This window comes from Chlorogloeopsis fritschii PCC 6912, from assembly GCF_000317285.1.
GTDB lineage: Bacteria > Cyanobacteriota > Cyanobacteriia > Cyanobacteriales > Nostocaceae > Chlorogloeopsis > Chlorogloeopsis fritschii.
The window spans coordinates 15,058-37,363 of the sequence record NZ_AJLN01000097.1; the positions used below are offsets into that span (position 1 = coordinate 15,058).

Below are 22,306 nucleotides of genomic sequence, written 5' to 3' on the forward strand. Positions count from 1 at the left end.
TTTGGTAATCCTACGGAAGACAAACATATTAAACAAATTGAACAATACTTTTTAGTACCGCTAGTTATCTAGCTAATAATTGAATTTGACAAAAAAATGACTATATCTCAAGAATTAAATTTACGGGTAAATTTTGAACAAGAAAACTTGATGCGTCGCATCATTAACCGTATTCGTCTGTCACTAGACTTAGAAGAGATTCTCACAACAACAGTGGCAGAATTACGTTCATTTCTCGGTACAGACCGAGTGATGATTTATAAGTTTAATGTTGATGATAGCGGTCAGGTAATTGCTGAATCTATAAATGATAATCAATTACCGTCACTGTTAGGTTTAAATTTTCCTGCTGATGATATTCCGCCCCATGCCCGTGAATTATTTTTGAAGTTACGGGTGCGCTCGGTTGTTGATGTTAACAATCAGCAGATCGGTCAAAGTCCAGTACGTGACGTGAAAACTGGAGAATTTAGCTCAGAGGATATTTGTTATCGTCCTGTAGACCCTTGTCATGTAGAATATTTGACAGCAATGGGGGTAAAGTCTTCTCTTGTCACGCCGATACTACATCAGGAGAAGCTTTGGGGGTTGCTGGTATCCCATCATTCCCAACCACGTCAAGTTACAGAAGATGAAATCGAAGTAGTACAGCTGGTAGTCGATCAACTTTCAATTGCGATCGCCCACAGTAGTCTGCTGTCTCAAGCCCGTGAAAAAGCCGAACGGGAAGCGATCGTTAACCGTGTCGCTTCGTTATTGCATTCGCTACCAACAATTGCATTACAATCGGCATTAGAAGCAACCGTTGCTGCCTTTAATGGTTCTGGTGGCAGGTTGTGCATGAGATATGACACTTCTAATTTCCAAAATGCCAATACGAGAAGTTTAGTTGAGTGTTTAATACCTGGAAGCGATTGTCTCAAGCTTTATATTTGTGGACAGCAACCTACAATTCCAGAACAAACTATATATCCGCTTATAGAGCAATATAACGTCTGGCAAGAACATTACAAAGGTTGTGAATACGACGTTTGGGCAATTTCAGATATTTATCAAATCTCCAGTTTGCGAAGCTTACAAGCTGCTTTTGGTGAAACTAAAATTCGCAGCATTCTAATCATCCCACTCCACTACCGTCAGCAATTAATAGGTTATCTAAGCATTTTTCGAGATGAAATAGACACAGAAACCTTATGGGCTGGGCACTTTGATCCAGATGAGAGGCAAAGTTTCCCCCGTCAATCATTTGCAGTTTGGCGCGAATCAAAACAAGCCCAAGCTCGGCAATGGACAGTTGAAGAGATAGAACTGGCAAGAGAAATTGGTAAACAATTTGCGTCAGCAATTCAGCAGTATGAACTCTATCAACAGGTGCAAGCCTTAAATACCGATTTAGAAAAGCAAGTCAAACGACGCATGAACCAACTACAGCAGGTAACAGAACAACAACAAGCTGTATTTGGAGTAGTCGCCAAATTTCGCCAGTCTCTTGATGCCAATACCATTTTTCAAACAACCACCAAAGAGGTTTGTCACCTACTACGAGTTGAGCGCGTTTCTGTTTATCGTTTCAATCCTGATTGGGGTGGTGAATTTGTAGGTGATTTTGAAATTACTAGTCCCAATTGGTCAGGTATGTCTAAATTAGGTGTAAATACGGTTTGGAATGATACCTATTTACAAGATACAGAAGGAGGGCGCTACCGTCACAACGAAACATTTGCAGTTGATGACATTTACAAAATGGGTTTTGCTCAGTGTCACATCGACAATTTGGAGCAATATGAGATTCGAGCTTTTGTACTTGCTCCCATCTTTGTTGGAGAAAAACTTTGGGGTTTGCTGACAGTTTATCAACACTCCAATTCCCGCGAATGGAAAGACAACGAAGTTAACTTCATTACTCAGATAGCAGCTCAACTAGGGGTAGCATTACAGCAAGCTGAATTACTTGCGCAAACACAACAACAGGCGATCAATTTACGACAGGTGGCACAGCAACAGCAAATACTTTTTGAAGTCGTGGCTAAGATGCGGGGTTCACTTGACCTAGATATAATGTTTGCAGCTACTGTTAGTGAAGTCCGTCGCTCTTTAAATGCCGATCGAGTTGTAATTTATCGCTTCGATCCTGATTCTGAATTTGATGAAGGTGAAATTGTTTCAGAAGATGTCGTATCAGAGTTCACTTCTGCTTTGACCTTAAAAATCCAAGATAACTGCTTTAAGAAAAAGTATGCTGCTTTATATCGGCAGGGAAGCGTTCATGCGATCGCTGATATTCACAACGCCAATTTGAATTCTTGTTACGTGCAAATGCTGGATCAACTTCAGATCCAAGCCAATTTAGTTGTATCAATAGCTAAAGCTGATAAACTCTGGGGCTTATTGTGCATTCACCAGTGCGCCCATACCCGCCAATGGCAGCTTTCAGAAATGCAGTTTGTTACCCAAGTCGCAGCGCAACTGTCTGTCGCCCTGGAGCAAGCTGACTTACTAAATCAAACCAGACAGCAGACAGAGCAACTTGCTCAAACTTTGCAAAATATGAAACAAATGCAGACTCAGTTGATTCAAAGCGAGAAAATGTCTTCACTGGGTCAGCTGGTAGCAGGTGTTGCTCATGAAATCAACAATCCTGTTAATTTTATACATGGCAATATCAGTCATATCAAGGAATATACTGGGGATTTGCTGGAGATGCTGGCTCTCTATCAGCAGTCTTGCCCTAACCCTAATCCGAATATTTTGGAGCGAGCAGAAGAGATAGACTTAGATTTTATTGTCGAAGATTTACCGAGAATCCTATCTTCGATGCAAATTGGAACCGAGCGTATCCGGCAGATTGTCCTATCTTTAAGGAATTTCTCCAGACTTGATCAAGCCGAAATGAAGCCGGTTGATATTCATGAAGGAATTGACAGTACACTGCTGATTTTACAGCATCGCCTTAAAGCCAAAGCTGACAGTTTTGCTATTAACATCGTTAAAGAATATGGCAATCTTCCCTTAGTTGAGTGCTATGCCGGACAAATCAATCAAGTCTTCATGAATGTTTTGAGCAATGCCCTTGATGCCTTAGAGCAGCACAAGCAATCTGGATCAGAAAATTATTCCCCTCAAATTAAAATTAAAACAGCTGTTGGTGAAATTTTCCCCGACAATATTCCCAGTGTCGTAATTCGCATTGCCGATAACGGCCCAGGAATACCAAAAGATTCCTTAGCACGCATCTTCGATCCATTTTTCACCACTAAGCCAGTAGGGCAGGGTACTGGCTTGGGATTGTCAATCAGTTACCAAATCGTTGTCGATAAGCACGGTGGTGTCTTTAAATGTCACTCACAGCCAGGAGCGGGCACAGAATTTTGGATCGAAATTCCCATGTCACAATCTGCGATTAAGTCTAAGTCCTAAGTTGTACCGGCATAGCTAAATAAGTCATCTTCAACTCACCCAGTGGTTTAAAAATGACTGGAGTCAAATTTGTATTTAACTGCATTTGAATTTCCGAAGATTGGATATTTTTTAAGCCATCCATCAAATACTTGATGTTAAAAGCAATGTCTAAATCTTCTCCAGAAACTTGTGCTGGCATTGACTCCATCGCACTACCTACATCTTGAGCTTCCACAGATAAGGTGATTTCTTGGGCTGCATTGTCAATTGAAAGCTTAACTAAATTATTCTTCTGATCGGCGAAGACAGCAATTCGCTCTAAAGCGCTTAAAAATTGTCGTCGATCCAAAATTAATTCTCGCTGAAATTGCTTAGGGATGAGTAAATGGTAAGCGGGATATTGTCCTTCTAGAGTGCGGCTAGTCAAGCGTTGATTTTGCCATTCAAACACAACTTGACCTTGATCGAAATATAAGGCTACTGGTTCTTCGGATACAGCACTATGCGCTAACAACCTCTCTAGTTCGCGCAAAGCCTTTGCTGGCACTGTTACCTCTAGGCTATCTTCACCGCTTGCATCCGGACTATCATTTGTAGTCTCTACAACTGCGAGGCGATGTCCATCAGTAGCAGCAAATTCGAGAATATCTTGTTTAACTGTTAAATGCACGCCAGTGAGTACCTGTTTCGTTTCATCAGCACTGGTAGCAAACAGTGATCCCCGTAAACCCTCTATCAAGGCATCAACTCTAAACTCCGTAGCTTGAGTATCTTCAATCATAGGTAGTTCCGGAAACTCTTCCGCTCCCATAGCCCGGATTTGATAGCGTCCGCTCTTAGGTGTAAGTGTAACAATTAAACCATTATAGCCTGGTAAATTATCTGAGTCGGGGGATGATTGAGCATCCAGAGTAATTTCTCCCTCGCTCAAACGGGAAACAATATCATTGAGGAGTTTAGCAGGTAAAGCGATCGCTCCTCCTTCTAAAACCTCAGCACTAAAACTGGTGCGGATACCCAAGCTGAGATCAAACGCTGTGAGGCTAACAGAGTTAGTTTCAGCATCTGCTTGTAAGAGCACATTAGCAAGTACCGGATGAGTTGGACGTGTCGGTACAGCACGGCTAGTTAGTGAAAGATGAGTACTCAGATCGCTTTGGGTGCAAACTAATTTCATGGTCGGATTCAGCTTGTGTGTTGGATATGGTAGCACCCTTGTGTCAGATTGTGTTCACCCTGAAGACGCGGAGAGGGAAAGACGCGGTGACGCAAAGAGAAATGAAGACGAGGAGATCGAACCTGATTCACAATTCCCCTTGTCCCCGTGTCTTCTTCATTCCCCTTGTCTCCCCTGATCCTTGTCCTCTTCTACTGTGGAAATTGTGGAAAATGTGATATACGTTTATTTGATTGATTATTTTGTAAGTGTCTACCTGTGGAAAACCTGTGGAAAAACCAGAGTATTTTTCCACAGCCGTAGTTATTATTGATTAAAATCATGAAGTTTTCCACAGATTGCGTGGGAGTTTTCCACAAAAAATCATGATTTTTTCCACAAGGTAATGTTCTCTTAATATTTTTTTATACTTTACTTAAAAAAATACAACTTTGGTTGTGGAAAACTATCAAGAGTTTTTCAATTTATGTTTTGTGGGAACGGCTAGTTATATTAATGCGATCGCTCAATTTACGAATAGTTTGGGCTAAATCTTGATCTGTTTGTTTTAATTGAGCCATTTTTTCACAACTGTACATTACGGTTGTGTGATCTTTACCACCAAACTCTTCTCCTATTCTAGGCAAACTTAGCTCCGTATGCTGTCGCATGAGATACATTCCAATCTGACGTGCCCAGCTAATTTCCCGTCGTCGCGAGTTACCCTTTAAGTCGTCAATTGTCACACCCAACTCTTCGGCGACAATCGTCAAAATTGCTTCTGGGGTTGTGTTTACTTTCTCGATTGGCGGCTCTAAAACTGGGGCAATATTTTCTACCGTCATAGACAAGCCCCAAATCGAAATATATGCCAGCGCCCGAATTAATGCTCCTTCTAGTTCTCGAATATTGGAAGTGTAATGATAAGCAATATACTCAATTACATCCCTCGGCAGACGGATATTTTCATACTCAGCCTTTTTTTGGAGGATTGCCATTCTAGTTTCTAAATCTGGTGGTTGAATATCAGCAATTAGTCCCATCGAAAATCGAGAACACAAACGTTCTTGCAGGCTGGGAATTTGATTTGGCGGGCGGTCAGAAGCTAACACGACTTGCTTACCAGCTTCATGTAGAGTATTAAAAGTATGGAAAAATTCTTCTTGGGTGTATTCTTTACCTTCAATAAACTGGATGTCATCCACTAAAATTACATCAGCAGCACGATAATGTTCGCGAAAACTTTGCATACTGTCTTTACGAATGGCAGTAATTAAATCGTTAGTAAACTGCTCGGTAGAGACATAAAATATTTTTGAATCAGGATAAATTTCTAGGCGATAGTGTCCGATCGCTTGCATGAGGTGAGTTTTTCCCAAACCCACGCCACCGCACAAAAATAAGGGATTAAATTCTCTGCCTGGAGATTCGGCAACTGCCAAGGATGCAGCGTGAGCCATGCGATTGTTAGCTCCCACCACGAATCGAGAAAATACATACTTGGGATTTAAGTCTGTAGCCTTTGGTCTATTTTTAGCCGTGTTCTCAGCAATACTATTTTGAGTTTGTACTACCCAACTAGTTTCTCGTTCATTGAATTGAGAGACATCTTCACCTTGGGCAACAGTAATATAAATTCCCACAGGATGGCCAAGAATATCTTGAACGACATTGGCAATGGTTTTAATGTAATACTTTTGCAACCAATTGCGAGCAAAGGGATTAGGAGTACGAATCACTAAGCAATTATTTTCTAACCGCTCGGCACTAGCAGTTTTGATCCAAGTCTCAAAGGTGGGGCGAGACAACTCTAGCTGCAATCGCTCCAGAACTTGACTCCACAGGCTTTCTATGGGAATTGTCATGATCTACCACCTTTGCTGGTAACCGTCACAATAATATTAAGCAAGCACCAATTTAGCAAAATGTACTCTAGACCAGGGATGAGCTTTAGGTTGTTATCTTTTTTGGACTTTCCTGGTAGGCAATATCCTACCACTCAAGGATTCACACGGAGAAGCGAAGACCGATGAAGACAAATTTACTGTTCGTGCTACTGAGTGGCGTAGTGGTATCTGTTGGGGGCTGTTCCCTACCCATCAACACTTTGGAGACTCAAAGGCCCAACCCTCAAACTCAAAACCCAATTAATACGCCGATCGCTGCTCCTGCTCCTCCCCCCATTTTCCAATCTTCTGGAGATCCTAACTTTGTAGTTAAAGTTGTGCAAAAGGTGGGGCCTGCTGTAGTTAGGATCGATGCTGCTAGGACTATAATGTCTCGCTCGCCAGATGAATTTAGCGATCCATTTTTTCGGCGCTTTTTTGGAGATTTACCATCTCGCTCTAGACCGAGAGTAGAAAGAGGTAGCGGCTCTGGATTTATTATCAGTGGTAATGGTCAAATTTTGACTAATTCTCACGTCGTCAATGGTGCTGATGTTGTTACCGTTCGGCTCAAAGATGGCCGTACTTTTGACGGAAGAGTGCTGGGTGAAGACCCAATCACTGATGTAGCTGTGATTAAAATTGATGCAAATAACTTGCCGACGATTCCTTTGGGCAATTCCGAGGTTTTACAACCAGGAGAACCAGTGATTGCGATCGGTAATCCTTTGGGTTTAGATAATACTGTAACCTCTGGTATTATTAGCGCTACCGGTCGTTCTAGCAGTGCTATTGGTGCTAGCGATAAGCGTGTCGATTACATTCAAACCGATGCTGCGATTAACCCCGGTAATTCCGGCGGGCCTTTACTAAATGCTCGCGGTGAAGTTATTGGTATGAATACCGCTATCCTCCAAGGTGCTCAAGGATTAGGATTTGCTATTCCCATCAACACAGCACAACGAATTGGCAAGGAATTAATTGCCAACGGCAAAGTAGATCACCCTTATTTGGGTATTCAAATGGTGACGCTGACGCCAGAACTAAAGGAAAGAATAGAAGATAGATTAGGACTTAATGTCACAAGCGATCGCGGCGTTTTATTAATCGATGTTGTGCCAAGTTCGCCAGCAGCAGCAGCAGGATTGCGAGAGGGTGATGTAATTCAAAGCATCAATAATCAATCTGTTGCCAACATAGAAGAAGTGCAGAAGCTAGTGGAAAACAGTAAAATAGGAATTCCCTTACAATTACAAATACAGCGTAATGGGCAAACTCAACAAGTAGCCGTTAGACCAGCGCCTTTACCAATTCAACGAGAAGGTTAGTTGAACTATAAAAGTTAGAGTTAGGAGTGAGGACTTAGCATAAAATCCATCACTCGTAACTCTTGTAAGTAGTAGTCTGTCAAGGTGATTGTTATGGATAAACCTATTTTTTATTTTCTTAATTTTTCTCTTTCTACCCTGCGGGAAGCCGTACCTACTTCTATCCGCTCTGCGTCTACCGCGTCTTCGCGTTCTTAGTGCCCTTTGTGGTTCGTTTTATAAACATTTTCATATATCAAAGATAAATTTTATTATGGCTGAACAACTTTCTGTAATTCAATTAGGTAATCCGAGCTTACGGCAAAAAGCAGCTGTAATTGAAAATATCCAAGACGAGAAGATTCAAAAATTAATTGATGATTTAATTGCCACAGCGATCGCGGCTAATGGTGTTGGCATTGCTGCACCGCAAGTCGCTCAATCGTACCGCTTGATGATTGTAGCCTCTCGCCCCAACCCCAGGTATCCTAACGCCCCACAGATGGAACCTACTGCCATGATTAATCCCAAAATCATTAATCATTCCACTGAAGTTGTCAAAGGTTGGGAAGGTTGTTTAAGTATTCCGGGCATCAGAGGATTAGTACCCAGATACCAAGCAATAGAAATTGAGTACACGGATAGAAATGGCAAGTTGCAAAAAAAACTACTAACCGATTTTGTCGCTCGGATATTTCAGCACGAATATGACCATTTTGAGGGGTTAGTATTTTTAGATCGGCTGGAAAGCAATCTAGATATTATTACTGAGCAAGAGTATCAAAAAATGATTGTTAAGAATATTTGACAATAAATATTTCTAAAGAACTATACAACATCCGGAAAAGTAAGTTACATTTTATCTAATGTTAACCTTTTGGCTTGAGGTCGTTATCGGGTAAATGACAAAGACCACTAGTAGTCGCGGGAGATTAGGTCATCCGCCACAAATCTTGTCTGACTTAATCTTGGCTCAACAGCACAGCGATGAAGCAAACAATGACACTGGCAAGGAATCTGTGCATTCACCAACACAACCAATGTTTGGTAGTTTGAAAGTCGTCCATGCAACGGCAGGGCGTGTGCGTATTCGCGCTACTGACGGTAGTCATAACTCGACACTACATAGTATCTCTGAGCATTTACGACAGCAAAAGGGAGTCAAGAAAGTTGCTATCAATCAGCAAACTAGCAGCTTAGTAGTTACATTTGATGAAAATCAAGTGTCCTTGTCTCAGATACTGGCGGTACTTGAGGAATTTGGAATTGGACAGCAAAATTCGTCTGATTCCGCAAATCATACAGATCCTTTTGCTGCTTGGAAATCTGTAGATTTTTGGACAGAACAGGGAATATCTTTTATTCCTTTGTTTACCGGACTAGGAGTAACAGGTGCATTAGGAATCAGCGGATTGGTATCAATTCCTGTATACATGATTACAGCAGATGCAACCCGTCGCGTGATTGACTATATACAGCCGCAAATATCGGCATTCAAAAATCACAAACAACTTCATACTATTTCGGCAAAAAAAAGCCAGGTAAATACTGAGGCTTCTTTAAAAAAAGTGGAGCAAACAACAGCTTTCAAACAGGAAATTTCTGCAACAAATACTGTAAACAGGGCTAATAATTTAGCAGTGCAATCTGCAAAGATTTCTTACAGTATTGTTCATTCAGTTCCAGGGCGTGTGCGGTTACACGTACCTCGGATCGGCTTTGATCGCGCCTATGCACGACGACTGGAAAAGTTGCTTAAAAGCGATCCCCAAGTCACAAACGTGCGTGTAAATTGTGATGCGGTATCAGTAGCGATCGCCTATCAACCAAGTAACATTCCAGTATCTCACTGGGTTGGCTTAATGAATTTGGCCGATCAAACTGTGCCTCAGGTAATTCCGATTAAGACAGCAGAGCATACACCAAAACAAGAACTTCAGTATTATCAACCTCAAGAATTTGCAACAGCAACGCAAACTTCAAAAGAGGAAGTTAGTCAACTGTCTCAATCTCAAGAACTAAAGACAGCAAGTGAAGAAATCACTCCAGAAGCATCTACTTTATGGAGTAACTTCAAAACACCTGCTTTGTCTTATGCTCTCGCCTTTATGGCGAAATTCCCTTTAAATGCAGGCCCCGACTGAGGAGGGAAAGTAATGGTTGGATCGATTTCGCAATTGCAATTGGCAACTGCTAGAGAAAAAAAACCCAGGCAGTTGTTATGCCCGATACAAATTATGTCGGGAAGCGGTCGTCGAAGGAAGTTTATAGCATTACTTATGCGCTTCCAGGGCAAGTAGGATTTTGTGTACCTCGCATAACTAAAGAACCAAAATACAGTCAAAAGCTGGTAGCCTTGCTCCAGGCAGAAAATTTAGTTACGAGAGTACAAGTTAATAACACTGCTGGCTCAATCGCGATCGCCTACAAGCCTGGAACCATGTCAGATTTTGAGATGCGATCGCATCTCATCGATCTGATTCATGCTGCTAGCGATGCATTAATTGCAGATCGAAAAGCACAGATACAACCAGCTTTTCCACATTCAGTAGCAAATCAAACCAAAATCAAGCAAAAGCAAGACAAAGTAGCTTATAGTATTGCTCATGCCATTCCAGGGCAAGTGGGATTTTGCGTACCTCGCATCACCCAAGAACCAGAATACAGTCAAAGACTGGTAGCGTTGCTGAAGGCAGAGAGTTCAGTTACAAAAGTGGAAGTAAATAACACTGCTGGCTCGATTGTGGTAACTTATCAGTCTGGGATAATGTCAGATTTGGAAATGCGATCGCATCTAATCAATCTGATTCAGTCTGAGCGTAATTCAGTAATTGCAGAACCAACTCCCAAACAAACTGCAAGTAAAACCAAAAGTAGACAAGAGCAAGACAAGGAAACAAGCACGAAAAAAACCAAGGAGAAAATAAAAACTCCCCCCGTTTCTTCTAGTGCCAACCATTCCGTGTCCTCGTCTCGCTCTCAATCTGTGACTCCTCCAGTAAAAACAAAAGAGCAAGCAAAGCAGCCAGCAAAGTTAGCTTATAGCATTGCTCACTCAATTCTGGGACGAGTGAGATTTCACGTGCCTCGGATTGCCCAAGATCCGAAATACGTGCAACGTTTGGAAGCTTTGCTCAAAGCAGATCCAACGGTAATTAGCGAACGAGTAAATCGCTGTTGCGCATCAATTGTGATCACATATAAATCTGCGTTCAATCTGAAGACTCAAAATCAGAAACGCAGTGTTATGGAAGCAGCAATATCGCATTTAGTGAGTTTGCTTCAAGATGCGAGCATCAGCGCGATCGCCTAACTGCATATATCTATCAGCCTTTCACAACTCACAAATCAAGACCTGAAGACATCTAGCCAGTCTAGCAGGATGGGGAATCTTTTGCTCTTTTCACTATCCTTGTCGAACTGGATAGCCTTCTTGTCGCCTTAAGTTCAACAATCATCTGTATGAGAGAGAAGCAATGGTACAAGTTAAGGTGGGTTTACCATCCTCCGCAAGTCAATTGTCTCAAGTGACAGCGGCTCAAAAGAATGGGAAAGCTCATTTAGTCGAACTCAACACACACTCACGCACCCATCTTCCGAAAGTTACTCACAGTGTTGTTCATGCCATTACAGGCAGAATCCGCTTGCAAGTGCCGCGCTTGCGCTACGATCCTGGCTATGCACAGCGCCTCCAAATTCTGCTAGAAGCAGATGCACTAGTTACAAGTATCCGGCTCAAGCCTGCGGCAGCCTCGGTTGCTATTACTTACAACCCCAAAAAAGTTTCAGAATTCAAGTTACGCCATCATCTCAGCCATTTAATCCAGGCGGCTGGTGAGCTTGTTGTTCTCAAATCTGCAACACTGCAAACAACGGAACAAACAGAGAAATTTTGGCCGGGAGTACAACTTTCTGGTGCTATTACCACCTTAGCCGTGTTGGGTGGGCCTTTGGGATTACCCATTCCATCAATGTTGATGGTAGGAACCATTACTCTTGCTACATTGCCAATTTTCCAACGCGCTTGGAAGGGAATAATTGTAGAGCGAAAACTGAATATAGACTTTTTGGATTTGATTGCGATCGCCATTACCACCTTCCAAGGTCAATTTATCACGCCAGCATTGATGCTGAGTTTAATTGAGATTGGCGAGAAGATACGCGATCGCACAGCTCGTTCATCGGCACAGCAAACCCTGGATCTATTAAGTTCTTTAGGGCAGTTAGTGTGGGTAGAACGAGACGGCGAGAAGCAACAAATTTCCATCCAAGAAGTACAGTGTGGGGATACAGTCATTGTCTATCCCGGAGAACAAGTACCCGTTGACGGTATAATCCTGCGAGGTAAAGCGCTGCTAGATGAGCAAAAACTAACTGGCGAATCCGTGCCTGTTTTCAAAACCAAGGGGCAACAAGTATTTGCTTCTACCTTAGTGCGGGAAGGAAGAATTTATATCCTGGCAGAAGGAATCGGCAACGATACTAAGGCTGGGAAAAGCTTGCAGTTATTACAACAAGCCCCAGTTCACGATACCCGGATGGGGAACGATGCGGTGAAAATTGCCGAGAAAGCAGTATTGCCAACTTTGTTACTAGGAGGGGCAGTACTTGCCATAACCCGCAACCCGGCGCGTGCAGCTAGTATTCTCAGCCTCGATTTTGCGACTGGGATTCGAGTGTCTGTGCCGACAGCAGTTTTGGCAGCACTTACCCATGCAGCCCAGCGTGGTGTTCTGATTCGCAGTGGCAGAGCGTTAGAGCTACTAGCACAGGTAGATACTGTCGTCTTTGATAAAACAGGCACCTTAACTAAAGGTGAAGCAGCAGTAGTCAGGGTTGAGAGTTTCAATCCAGCAATTTCAAGTATGCGGGTACTGCAACTAGCAGCTACCGCCGAACAGCGTTTGACTCATCCAGTTGCAGAGGCAGTCATGCGTTATGCCGAAACACACAACGTAGAAATTTTGCCGCGTAGCAAGTGGGATTATCAACTTGGCTTGGGCGTACAAGCAGAGATTGATGGAGAGCTTGTTTATGTAGGCAGCAAGCGTTTTCTGCGTCACAAAAATGTGGATCTGTCGGGATTAGAAGGAAAACACAAACCCGCTTCTGCAATTTATGTTGCCACCAACGGCGAACTTCAAGGTATAATAGAATATTGTGACTTGCTCCGTCCTGAAAGCCGGGAAGTCATTAACACACTGTTGACGGTCGAGGGTGTAGAAGTGCACATGCTCACCGGAGACAACAAGCGCACTGCTAGCACTGTAGCCGCGCAACTTGGTATTAGCCCAAGTAATACCCACGCAGAAGCATTTCCCGAACAAAAAGCAACAGTTGTACGCGAATTGCACGAGCAAGGAAAGACTGTTGCATTCGTTGGCGATGGTATCAATGATTCGCCAGCTTTAGCCTACGCCGATGTTTCTGTATCTTTTGCCAACGGTTCCGATATTGCCCGTGAAACAGCTGACTTAGTGCTGATGAAGAATGACTTGCATGGTTTATTGGAAGCGATCGCGATCGCCCGCCAAACCAAGCAATTGGTTCAGCAAAACACGGGTATTGTTGCCATTCCCAACCTAGCTGCATTGGCGATCGCCGTTTTCTTCGGCTTAAATCCCCTCGCAGCAACGGTAGTCAACAATGGCTCCACAGTGGTTGCAGGAGTAAACGGTTTGCGTCCTGTTTTGAAAAGCCGCAAAATAAAAACTCTACCAGCAGTAAGATGAGATATCTATCTTTACTGACATATGATAGAGAGTTTTAGTGGAATTTACTGATTTACGTGAGGTAAAGAATTATGGCACCCAAAATAACTGACTTTGTTGAAGAAGCTGGCGCACCTGGAATTATAGCCGGTATTGGTGCAGTCCTTTTAGCACCTGTAGTAATTCCAGTCGTAGCTGGAGTAGGTAAACCCATAGCCAAAACCCTGATTAAAGGTGGAATTAGCATCTACGAAAAGAGCAGAGGAGCCTTTGCAGAGTTGGGTGAAACCTGGGAAGACATTGTCGCTGAAGCAAGAGCAGAACTCGCCGAAGCAAAGCAACTGCCAGCCGTTGAAGCTGGTGTTGATAATGGAGACAATGGAGCCTAAACTTCAACAACCATAGCTGTGAATTTTTAATCGCTGGGATGGGTAAATTACCCGTCCTCAAAATTATAATTCAGGCAATGGATTCTGAATTTGGATTTTTGAGAGAGCATTTTAGCTCTAGTTTTCGTTACTAGGTTTAACCTGGTAACGAGAATTTATTGAATTCTGATGAAATTTGTAATTGCTAAGGAGAGTGGTGACGTGTGGAAAAATGGTTATGGCAACCTTAGCTACATCTCAAAAAGTATGCAGGAAACAGCCTTAGAAAAGCCATCTAAACCAATATTGACAAAAGTTGTAAGTAATACTCCAGGGCGGTTGCGTTTGAGAGTTGCTCAACCCCAACGTTGCAAAGCGAAAATGCAACATATGGTCAAAATTTTAGAAGCCCAGCCTAACATTAGTCAGGTACGGATGAATTCTCATAACGGAAGTATTACTATCCAGCATGATGGTAATGAGGATAGCCTCAAAAATGTTGTCACTACATTACAGGATTTAGGCGTAATTTTCGCTGATATTGCAGGTTTTGCTGAAACTAGAGGAGGAAAATCTGAAGTAGCAGCAGAAGTATCCGATGTAGTTGTCGATTTGAATAGACGAGTCAAAGAAGCAACCAACGGTGTAGTAGATCTGCGCTTCCTTTTTCCTTTAGGACTTGCTACGCTTTCAATTCGACAGTTAGTTGCTAAGGGACTGCAATTAGAAATAATTCCCTGGTATGTTTTGGCATGGTATGCCTTTGATAGTTTTATTAAATTGCACGGTACAAATCAATCCCAGTCTACAAATGAGTAAAACTGATGCCTCCCAAATAGAGTAACTTGAAAGCAGGAAGGAAGTATAACCTTCAAAAGGGAGGGCGAGAGGATGAAAAAACTAATCAACAAGCCAGAAGACTTTGTGCGCGAAAGTTTAGAAGGCATGGTAGCGGCTCATCCAGATTTAATCAAGGTAAATTTTGATCCCAACTTTGTCTATCGTGCTGATGCACCCATCAAAGGCAAGGTAGCAATTATTTCTGGAGGTGGTAGCGGGCACGAGCCAATGCACACTGGTTTTGTGGGGATGGGAATGCTCGATGCTGCTTGCCCTGGAGAAGTATTCACTTCACCCACCCCCGATCAGATGCTAGCTGCGGCGAAGGCTATGGATGGTGGCTCTGGTATTTTATACATCGTCAAAAATTATTCTGGCGATGTGATGAATTTTGAGATGGCAACCGAGTTAGCCGAGAGTGAGGGTATCCGGGTGCTGAATATTTTAATTGATGATGACGTAGCGGTAAAAGATAGTCTTTATACGCAAGGGCGTCGTGGTGTCGGAACTACAGTACTAGCAGAAAAAATTTGTGGAGCCGCAGCCGAGCAAGGATACGACTTGCAGCAGATCGCTAATTTGTGCAGGCGAGTTAACCTGAACGGAAAGAGTATGGGCGTGGCATTAACTTCCTGCACCGTACCCGCCAAAGGTACGCCGACATTTGAGCTTAGTCATCAAGAAATCGAAATGGGTATCGGCATTCACGGTGAACCCGGAAGAGAGCGCATGAGTATAAAATCAGCAAATGAGATAGCTGAGATGTTGGCGCTATCGATTATTGAAGATAAATCCTATAATCGTACAGTACGGGAGTGGGATGACAATAAAGGCGAATGGGTGGATGTAGAACTAATAGATCCAGCTTTTGCAAAAGGCGATCGCGTGCTAGCTTTTGTGAATAGTATGGGTGGCACTCCTGTTTCCGAACTTTATATTATTTACCGCAAACTAGCAGAAATTTGTCAAAAGCATGGATTGCAAATAGTACGAAACTTGATTGGTGCTTATATAACTTCCTTGGAAATGCAAGGTTGTTCAATTACCCTACTCAAGCTCGATGATGAAATGATTCGGCTGTGGGATGCACCTGTTAAAACACCAAGTTGGCGATGGGGAATTTAGGGTTATGCAGAAAACACAACACCTCTTTTTCATCGCCCTGCTACCACCACAAGAAATTCAAGACTACGCCAACCAAATTAAGCAATACTTTGCAGATAAGTACGCTAGTCGGCACGCCCAAAAATCTCCACCTCATATTACCCTGCAACCACCTTTTGAATGGGCAGATGAAAACGTGCCAGCATTAGAAGAATGTTTGCAAGAATTTGCCAGTCAGCACAAGGCAGTAGCAATTACCCTAAATGGTTATGCTGCCTTTGTACCTCGTGTCATATATATTAATGTAGTTAGAAGTCCAGAACTCCTGGCTTTGCAAGCTAATTTAATGGCGCATCTAGAAAGCAAACTGGGAATTTTTGATAAAGTTTCTAAAACTCGCCCCTTTGCTCCCCACATGACAGTGGCATTTAAAGACTTAACAAAACAGAACTTTAAAGCTGCTTGGCCAGAATTTGAAAAGCGGGAGTTTTATTTTGAGTTTACTGCAAACAGTTTAACGTTATTGTTTCACGACGGCAAGCGCTGGAATATTAAAAGCGAGTTTCCCTTTGCTCAGAACGAAAAGGCGATCGCCTCTTAAATTTCCTTTTCACCTACTAACTTCTTTAACGCCAATAAACAAGCCCCATAAGCAGGTTCATGCCTTGGTAAAATCACCTTCACGGCAGGAAATTTTGTGACAATAGATGCTGTAAATCTTTCCCGCATCTTGCATTTACTTTGCCACACACTTCCTGTTGTTACTATTTCGATAAATTCCCTTGGGCTAAAAATAGCATTTATAACTGTAGAAGTAGCTTGAACTAGTTCTTCTACAGCCTCATTAATAATTTTATTTGCTACTTCATCTCCTTCTGCGGCTGCAACATCAATAATTGGTGCCAAAGCCGCTATTTCTTTCACACCCCATCCTCGTTGATAGATTACTTCTATTAAATCTTCTATGTTTGATAAACCAAGATGTTGCTTCAAATCTTCTATAATTCTCGTTGACATCTCACGCCCATCATAAGATTTTAATGCAGCTTGCATACCAGCCACAGCAATTTTATAGGCGCTACCTTCATCCCCTAAAATATAACCCCAACCACCAACTCGCTTAGTTACTCCCTGAGAATTTCGCCCAAAAACTATAGAACCTGTTCCTGCGGCAACTACAATTCCAACATCATTACCAATTCCGCCTACTAGAGCAATCAGAGCATCATTACAAATCACGATATTAGATAGACTTACTGCCCAATGAATAGGTAAAAATTGACTAATTTTTAACTCTTCAAAAATATTTTTTACTACTTCATTATCTTGAGAACGACCTACACCAGCTAAACCAAAGCAAATAGCTTCAATTTTAATAGTATCTGTTAACTTTAATCCTTCAATTACGGCTGCGTTAACTGCACATTGAATTGATGTTAAAGCTGCTTCAACACCGATGCTTTGATAATTAGATGCTCCAGCTTCACCACGTCCTAAAACTTTTCCAGAGCCATTCATCAAGATACAGACTGTTTTACTTCCTCCACCATCTATGCCTAACACATAACTCATATTACTTGTTGGTTCCTTCCTTTAAAGGAATAAACAACATAGAAATCATCCCAGGAATTGTGAATAAACAAACTAAAATAAAAAATATAGGATATCCGACTGCTTGTTGAAGATAACCACTAATTAATCCGGGTAACATCATTCCTAAAGACATAATGCCTGTCGAGATAGCAAAATGAGAGGTTTTATATTCACCTTGGGAAATATACATTAAGTACACGCTAAAGGCTGTAAATCCAAAACCATATCCAAATTGTTCTAAAGAAACCAATGGATATATCAATGTCAACGAAGGTTGAGTATAAGCCATATATACATAAAAAATATTAGGTAAATTCATAGCTATAGCCATAGGCCAAAGGCATTTTTTTAATCCGTATTTGGAAATAACTGTACCTCCTAAAACACCTCCTAAAATTAGAGAAATGACTCCAAAAGTACCATAAACTAAACCTACATCTGATGTTGATAAACCTAGCCCCCCAGCTTCTAGTTTATCTAATAAAAATAAAGACGCCATCTTAACCAGCATTGCTTCACCAAATCTATAGAGTAAGATAAATGCTAAAATAGCTATAATCTTTTCTTGAGTAAAATATGAGGTAAATATCTTTACAAAGGGGATTTTTTCTCTTGCTGTTTGCTGATGGGTAGTATCTTCATCAGGAAAGGGTAAAATTAGGCGATGAAAAATAAAAACTATTAATAGAATTAAAGCAGCTAGACCGATAGTAAGTGACCAAGCTACAGAAATATTTGTGAGATAAACTTCTAAATTACCAGCTAAAAATACTAAAATCCCAGAACCAAAAATAACAGCTAGTCGATAAAAAAGCGAGCGAATTCCCACAAATAAAGCTTGTTGTTCTAGGTTTAAAGCAAGCAAATAAAAACCATCTGTGGCAATATCATAAGTAGCAGAAATAAATGCCCCTAAGGTTAATGCAGCTAAGGAGATAAAAAAGAAATTTGGCAGTTGTAACGAAAAAGCTACTAAAAATAAACAAAAGAACATAGCAAATTGGCTGGTAATTATCCATGTTCTTTTGGTAGAGTAAATATCTACTACAGGCCCCCAAAACATTTTAATTACCCAAGGTAAATAAAGAAAACTTGTCCACAAGGCAATTTGAACATTATCTACACCCATTCGTTTGTAAAATATTACAGAAACAGTGTTGATAATGACATAGGGTATGCCAGAGGCAAAATATAAAGTCGGGATAAAAGTCCAAGGAGAACGAGATATGCTTCTTTGTGTCATAAATTGGCAAAGAGGCAAAGAGTGTGAAGCAGTTCTTTTATACCTTAACAACTAATTGAACACCAAGATATTTATGAATTAACGAACCACAAAGTACACAAAGTACACAAAGAGAAAGACACTGACGTAGGCAGTGGATGTCCGTCCCAAAGAAAGTATTTAAAGGATTATGCGTTTGATGCCGTCTTTGAGAAGAGTAACGTTAAAGTTGATGAGAAGGGCGAGAGGATATCCGGTAATTTTGAGATAAGAGAGGACTTGGGCTTCATGAATTGGGGTTAAGTTTTGGACAGCTTTCAATTCCACAATTAGAGAATTCCCAACCAAAAAATCTAATTTGCCTTCACCTACTGTACGACCCTTGTAAGTGACTACTACTGGATGCTCAAACCTATGAGGTATTCCTCGCAGCAAAAATTCTTCTTGTAGTGCCCTATGATAAACCTCCTCCAAATATCCAGAACCCAACACTCTGTGCACTTCAATAGCGGCACCAATCACAGCATAAGCTAGTTGCTCAACCTCATCTGTTAACTGTCTCATCTCTACTAAATCCTTTTTTCTTCGTGTCCTTTGTGTCCTTTGTGGTTCGTTCCCATAAAACCCTCTCCAACCCTGTGGCAAAATTTATTAAAGTCCTTCTTAGAAACCTTCCACACTTAGATTTCCCAGCATGATCGCAACAATTACTAACCTCCCTAGTCAATACGAACCCTTTACCACTGAAGCAAAGTGGCAAAAATTTTGGGAAGAAAACCAGATTTACAAAGCAGATCCAAACAAAGGCGGTAAACCCTATTGCATAGTCATTCCACCGCCCAACGTCACTGGCAGTTTGCACATGGGACACGCCTTTGACAATAGCCTGATTGACGTTTTAGTGCGCTACCACCGGATGAAAGGGCGCAATGCTCTTTATCTGCCAGGAACCGATCATGCCAGCATCGCTGTACACACTGTTCTAGAAAAGCAACTCAAAGCAGAAGGCAAAACTCGCTACGAATTGGGGCGCGACAAGTTTCTAGAACGTGCTTGGCAGTGGAAAGAAGAATCTAAGGGGACAATTGTCGGACAGTTGCGACGTTTAGGCGTTTCTGTAGACTGGACGCGGGAACGTTTTACTCTGGATGAGGGTTTATCTAAAGCTGTTTCGGAAGCTTTTAACCGTCTCTACGAAGAGGAGTTGATTTATCGCGGAAAATATTTAGTAAACTGGTGTCCAGAGTCACAATCGGCAGTTTCAGATTTAGAGGTGGAAGCCAAAGAGGTGAATGGTAATCTCTGGCACTTCCGCTATCCGCTTACGGATGGTTCGGGTAATGTGGAAGTGGCTACAACCCGTCCGGAAACGATGCTAGGCGATACAGCAGTGGCAGTAAATCCCAGTGATGAACGCTACAAGAATTTGATTGGGAAAACAGTCACCCTGCCAATTATGAATCGGGAAATTCCCATTATTGGCGATGAGTTGGTTGATCCCACTTTCGGAACGGGTTGCGTGAAGGTGACGCCTGCTCACGATCCAAATGATTTTGAAATGGGTCAACGGCATAATCTGCCGTTTATCAATATTATGAATAAGGACGGCACGCTGAATGAGAATGCCGGGGAATTTCAAGGACAAGACCGTTTTGTAGCTAGAAAGAATGTTGTTGCTCGCCTTGAAGCTGATGGCTTTTTGGTGAAGGTGGAAGATTATAAGCACACAGTTCCCTATAGCGATCGCGGTAAAGTTCCCGTTGAACCTCTGCTGTCAACGCAGTGGTTTGTCAAAATTCGCCCGATGGCTGATCGATGCCTGGAATTTCTTGAGCAGAAGAATTCTCCCCGGTTTGTGCCTCAACGCTGGACGAAGGTTTATCGTGATTGGTTGGTGAAACTGAAGGATTGGTGTATCTCCCGCCAACTTTGGTGGGGACATCAAATTCCTGCTTGGTACGCAGTAAGCGAAACGGGTGGTGAAATTACTGATAATACGCCGTTTGTAGTGGCACGCAATCAAGCTGAGGCTGAGGAAAAGTTAAAGTCTCAATTTGGTGAAGGAGTCAAGATAGAACGAGATCCAGATGTTTTGGATACTTGGTTTTCTTCTGGATTGTGGCCTTTTTCGACTTTGGGCTGGCCTGAACAAACGCAAGATTTAGCAACATATTACCCCACCAGCACTTTGGTCACAGGTTTTGACATTATCTTTTTCTGGGTTGCCAGAATGACGATGATGGCAGGACATTTTACTGGACAAATGCCATTCGAGGATGTTTACATTCATGGTTTGGTGTTGGATGAGAATGGCAAGAAGATGTCTAAATCCGCTGGTAATGGCATCGATCCATTGTTGTTGATGGATAAATATGGCACAGATGCTTTGCGGTATACCCTGATTAAAGAGGTAGTCGGTGCTGGTCAAGATATACGGTTGGACTACAATCGCAAATCAGATGAATCGCCATCGGTAGAAGCGTCTCGTAACTTTGCTAACAAGCTTTGGAATGCGGCGCGGTTTGTGATGATGAATTTGGATGGGCAAACTCCGCAACAATTGGGAGAACCATCCGCTACAGAATTAAGCGATCGCTGGATTCTCTCTCGTTATAACCAAGTTGTCCAACAAACCAATAATTACATGGACAATTACGGATTGGGGGAAGCAGCAAAGGGTTTGTATGATTTTATTTGGGGTGATTTTTGTGACTGGTATATTGAACTGGTTAAATCTCGGCTGCAAAAAGACGCCGATCCGGCTTCTCGGCGCGTAGCTCAACAAACACTGGCATACGTTTTGGAAGGGATTTTAAAACTACTCAATCCCTTTATGCCTCACATCACCGAAGAAATTTGGCATACTCTCACTCAACAAGCCGCAGACTCTAAGCAAAGTTTGTCTTTACAACCCTATCCAGAAGCGAAAACAAATTTAATAGATTCGGCTTTGGAAGAGGAGTTTGAACTGCTGATTAATACAATCCGCACAATTCGCAACTTGCGAGCTGAGGCGGATGTGAAGCCAGGTGTGAAAGTAACTGTGAATTTGCAAAGTGATAGCGAACAAGAACGGCAAATTCTCACTGCTGGGCAGTCTTATATTAAAGATTTGGCAAAGGTTGAGAATTTAACGATCGCGGCTAGTGAGCAACAGCAACAAACATCTACCAATCAAACATCTCGGATTGGTTGGGCAAAAATAGCAGCCATAATCGGAGCTATTTACTTGTTCAGAATTGGGCTGGCGATCGCCGACGCCATTGATGATATTCCCTTGATCGGAACTTTCTTTAAAATAGTCGGTCTTGGTTATACAATGTGGTTTATTGCCCGCTATTTGCTGTCTACTGAAGCTAGACAAAAGTTCTTTGCAAAGGTGATCCAAACAACTAATGACAAGAGTCTGCCCCAGGTAGAATCACAACAACCACAAGAACCGGAAAAAGCGATTGCTGGAGTTGTGGGTACTATACAAGTTGTACTTCCTCTGGCTGGAGTAGTAGATATTGAGGCACTACGCACCAAGCTAGAGAAAAGCCTTAACAAAGTAGAAGCAGAAGTAAATTCTCTGAGTGCGAGGTTAAGCAATTCTAGTTTCGTGGATAAAGCACCAGCACAAGTTGTACAAGGAGCGCGGGATGCTTTAGCAGAAGCCCAAAAACAAGCGGAGATTTTGCGCGATCGCCTGCGTCAGTTAGCATAACTTTAAGTATCCAA

At 42.1% G+C, this 22,306-nt stretch carries 16 protein-coding genes; 11 read left to right on the forward strand and 5 right to left on the reverse strand.

Annotated features, from left to right (window positions below; all coding sequences use genetic code 11):
• The first annotated feature begins 96 nt into the window (after window positions 1-96).
• On the forward strand, window positions 97-3,417 hold the full coding sequence (locus UYC_RS0118430; RefSeq protein WP_016875845.1) for a GAF domain-containing sensor histidine kinase: 3,321 nt from the start codon (window positions 97-99) through the stop codon (window positions 3,415-3,417).
• Here the strand turns inward: UYC_RS0118430 and dnaN are convergent.
• Both dnaN and dnaA read right to left on the reverse strand, forming a co-directional pair.
• Window positions 3,407-4,576, reverse strand: a complete 1,170-nt coding sequence (gene dnaN / locus UYC_RS0118435; RefSeq protein ID WP_016875844.1) for a DNA polymerase III subunit beta — start codon at window positions 4,574-4,576, stop codon at window positions 3,407-3,409. The two genes, UYC_RS0118430 and dnaN, sit on opposite strands and share 11 nt — an antisense overlap.
• 464 nt (window positions 4,577-5,040) lie before the next feature.
• Window positions 5,041-6,420 carry a chromosomal replication initiator protein DnaA gene (gene dnaA, locus UYC_RS0118440; protein ID WP_016875843.1) on the reverse strand — a complete coding sequence of 460 codons (1,380 nt, stop codon included), beginning with the start codon at window positions 6,418-6,420 and terminating at the stop codon, window positions 5,041-5,043.
• Window positions 6,421-6,584: 164 nt separating this feature from the next.
• On the opposite strand from dnaA, the gene UYC_RS0118445 reads away from it, so the two are divergent.
• The 9 genes from UYC_RS0118445 (at window position 6,585) to UYC_RS0118485 (ending at window position 16,372) form a co-directional block, all read left to right on the forward strand.
• Window positions 6,585-7,769: an HhoA/HhoB/HtrA family serine endopeptidase gene (locus tag UYC_RS0118445; RefSeq protein WP_016875842.1), complete on the forward strand. Its 1,185-nt coding sequence runs from the start codon at window positions 6,585-6,587 to the stop codon at window positions 7,767-7,769.
• A gap of 253 nt (window positions 7,770-8,022) precedes the next feature.
• Window positions 8,023-8,556 (forward strand): peptide deformylase, encoded by a 534-nt coding sequence (gene def, locus UYC_RS0118450; RefSeq protein WP_016875841.1) that lies wholly within the window; start codon window positions 8,023-8,025, stop codon window positions 8,554-8,556.
• A gap of 94 nt (window positions 8,557-8,650) precedes the next feature.
• Complete coding sequence (locus UYC_RS0118455) at window positions 8,651-9,892, forward strand: HMA2 domain-containing protein (protein ID WP_016875840.1); 1,242 nt, start codon at window positions 8,651-8,653, stop codon at window positions 9,890-9,892.
• Window positions 9,893-9,969: 77 nt separating this feature from the next.
• Window positions 9,970-11,061 carry an HMA2 domain-containing protein gene (locus tag UYC_RS0118460; RefSeq protein ID WP_016879609.1) on the forward strand — a complete coding sequence of 364 codons (1,092 nt, stop codon included), beginning with the start codon at window positions 9,970-9,972 and terminating at the stop codon, window positions 11,059-11,061.
• 163 nt (window positions 11,062-11,224) lie between these two features.
• Window positions 11,225-13,480 (forward strand): heavy metal translocating P-type ATPase, encoded by a 2,256-nt coding sequence (locus UYC_RS0118465; protein ID WP_016875838.1) that lies wholly within the window; start codon window positions 11,225-11,227, stop codon window positions 13,478-13,480.
• Between the two features lie 71 nt (window positions 13,481-13,551).
• Entirely contained in the window at window positions 13,552-13,848 is a 297-nt protein-coding gene (locus tag UYC_RS0118470; protein WP_016875837.1) for a DUF5132 domain-containing protein, read from the forward strand.
• Between the two features lie 201 nt (window positions 13,849-14,049).
• Window positions 14,050-14,646: an HMA2 domain-containing protein gene (locus UYC_RS0118475; protein ID WP_026087534.1), complete on the forward strand. Its 597-nt coding sequence runs from the start codon at window positions 14,050-14,052 to the stop codon at window positions 14,644-14,646.
• Between the two features lie 72 nt (window positions 14,647-14,718).
• The gene (gene dhaK, locus UYC_RS0118480; protein WP_016875835.1) at window positions 14,719-15,792 is read left to right on the forward strand and encodes a dihydroxyacetone kinase subunit DhaK; all 1,074 of its coding nucleotides are present in this window, start codon (window positions 14,719-14,721) and stop codon (window positions 15,790-15,792) included.
• A gap of 4 nt (window positions 15,793-15,796) precedes the next feature.
• Window positions 15,797-16,372, forward strand: coding sequence for a 2'-5' RNA ligase family protein (locus UYC_RS0118485; RefSeq protein WP_016875834.1), 576 nt, complete (start codon window positions 15,797-15,799; stop codon window positions 16,370-16,372).
• On the opposite strand, the gene UYC_RS0118490 is transcribed toward UYC_RS0118485, so the two are convergent.
• From UYC_RS0118490 to UYC_RS0118500, 3 genes are all read right to left on the reverse strand, one after another.
• Window positions 16,369-17,343: an N-acetylglucosamine kinase gene (locus UYC_RS0118490; protein ID WP_016875833.1), complete on the reverse strand. Its 975-nt coding sequence runs from the start codon at window positions 17,341-17,343 to the stop codon at window positions 16,369-16,371. The two genes, UYC_RS0118485 and UYC_RS0118490, sit on opposite strands and share 4 nt — an antisense overlap.
• Window position 17,344: 1 nt before the next feature.
• A complete protein-coding gene (locus tag UYC_RS0118495; RefSeq protein WP_026087533.1) occupies window positions 17,345-18,607 on the reverse strand; it encodes an AmpG family muropeptide MFS transporter in 1,263 nt (420 codons plus the stop codon).
• A 159-nt stretch (window positions 18,608-18,766) separates the two neighbouring features.
• Window positions 18,767-19,150: a GxxExxY protein gene (locus UYC_RS0118500; RefSeq protein ID WP_016875831.1), complete on the reverse strand. Its 384-nt coding sequence runs from the start codon at window positions 19,148-19,150 to the stop codon at window positions 18,767-18,769.
• A gap of 130 nt (window positions 19,151-19,280) precedes the next feature.
• Between UYC_RS0118500 and UYC_RS0118505 the strand changes: the two genes are divergently transcribed.
• Window positions 19,281-22,292 (forward strand): valine--tRNA ligase, encoded by a 3,012-nt coding sequence (locus tag UYC_RS0118505; protein WP_016875830.1) that lies wholly within the window; start codon window positions 19,281-19,283, stop codon window positions 22,290-22,292.
• Window positions 22,293-22,306 lie beyond the last annotated feature (14 nt).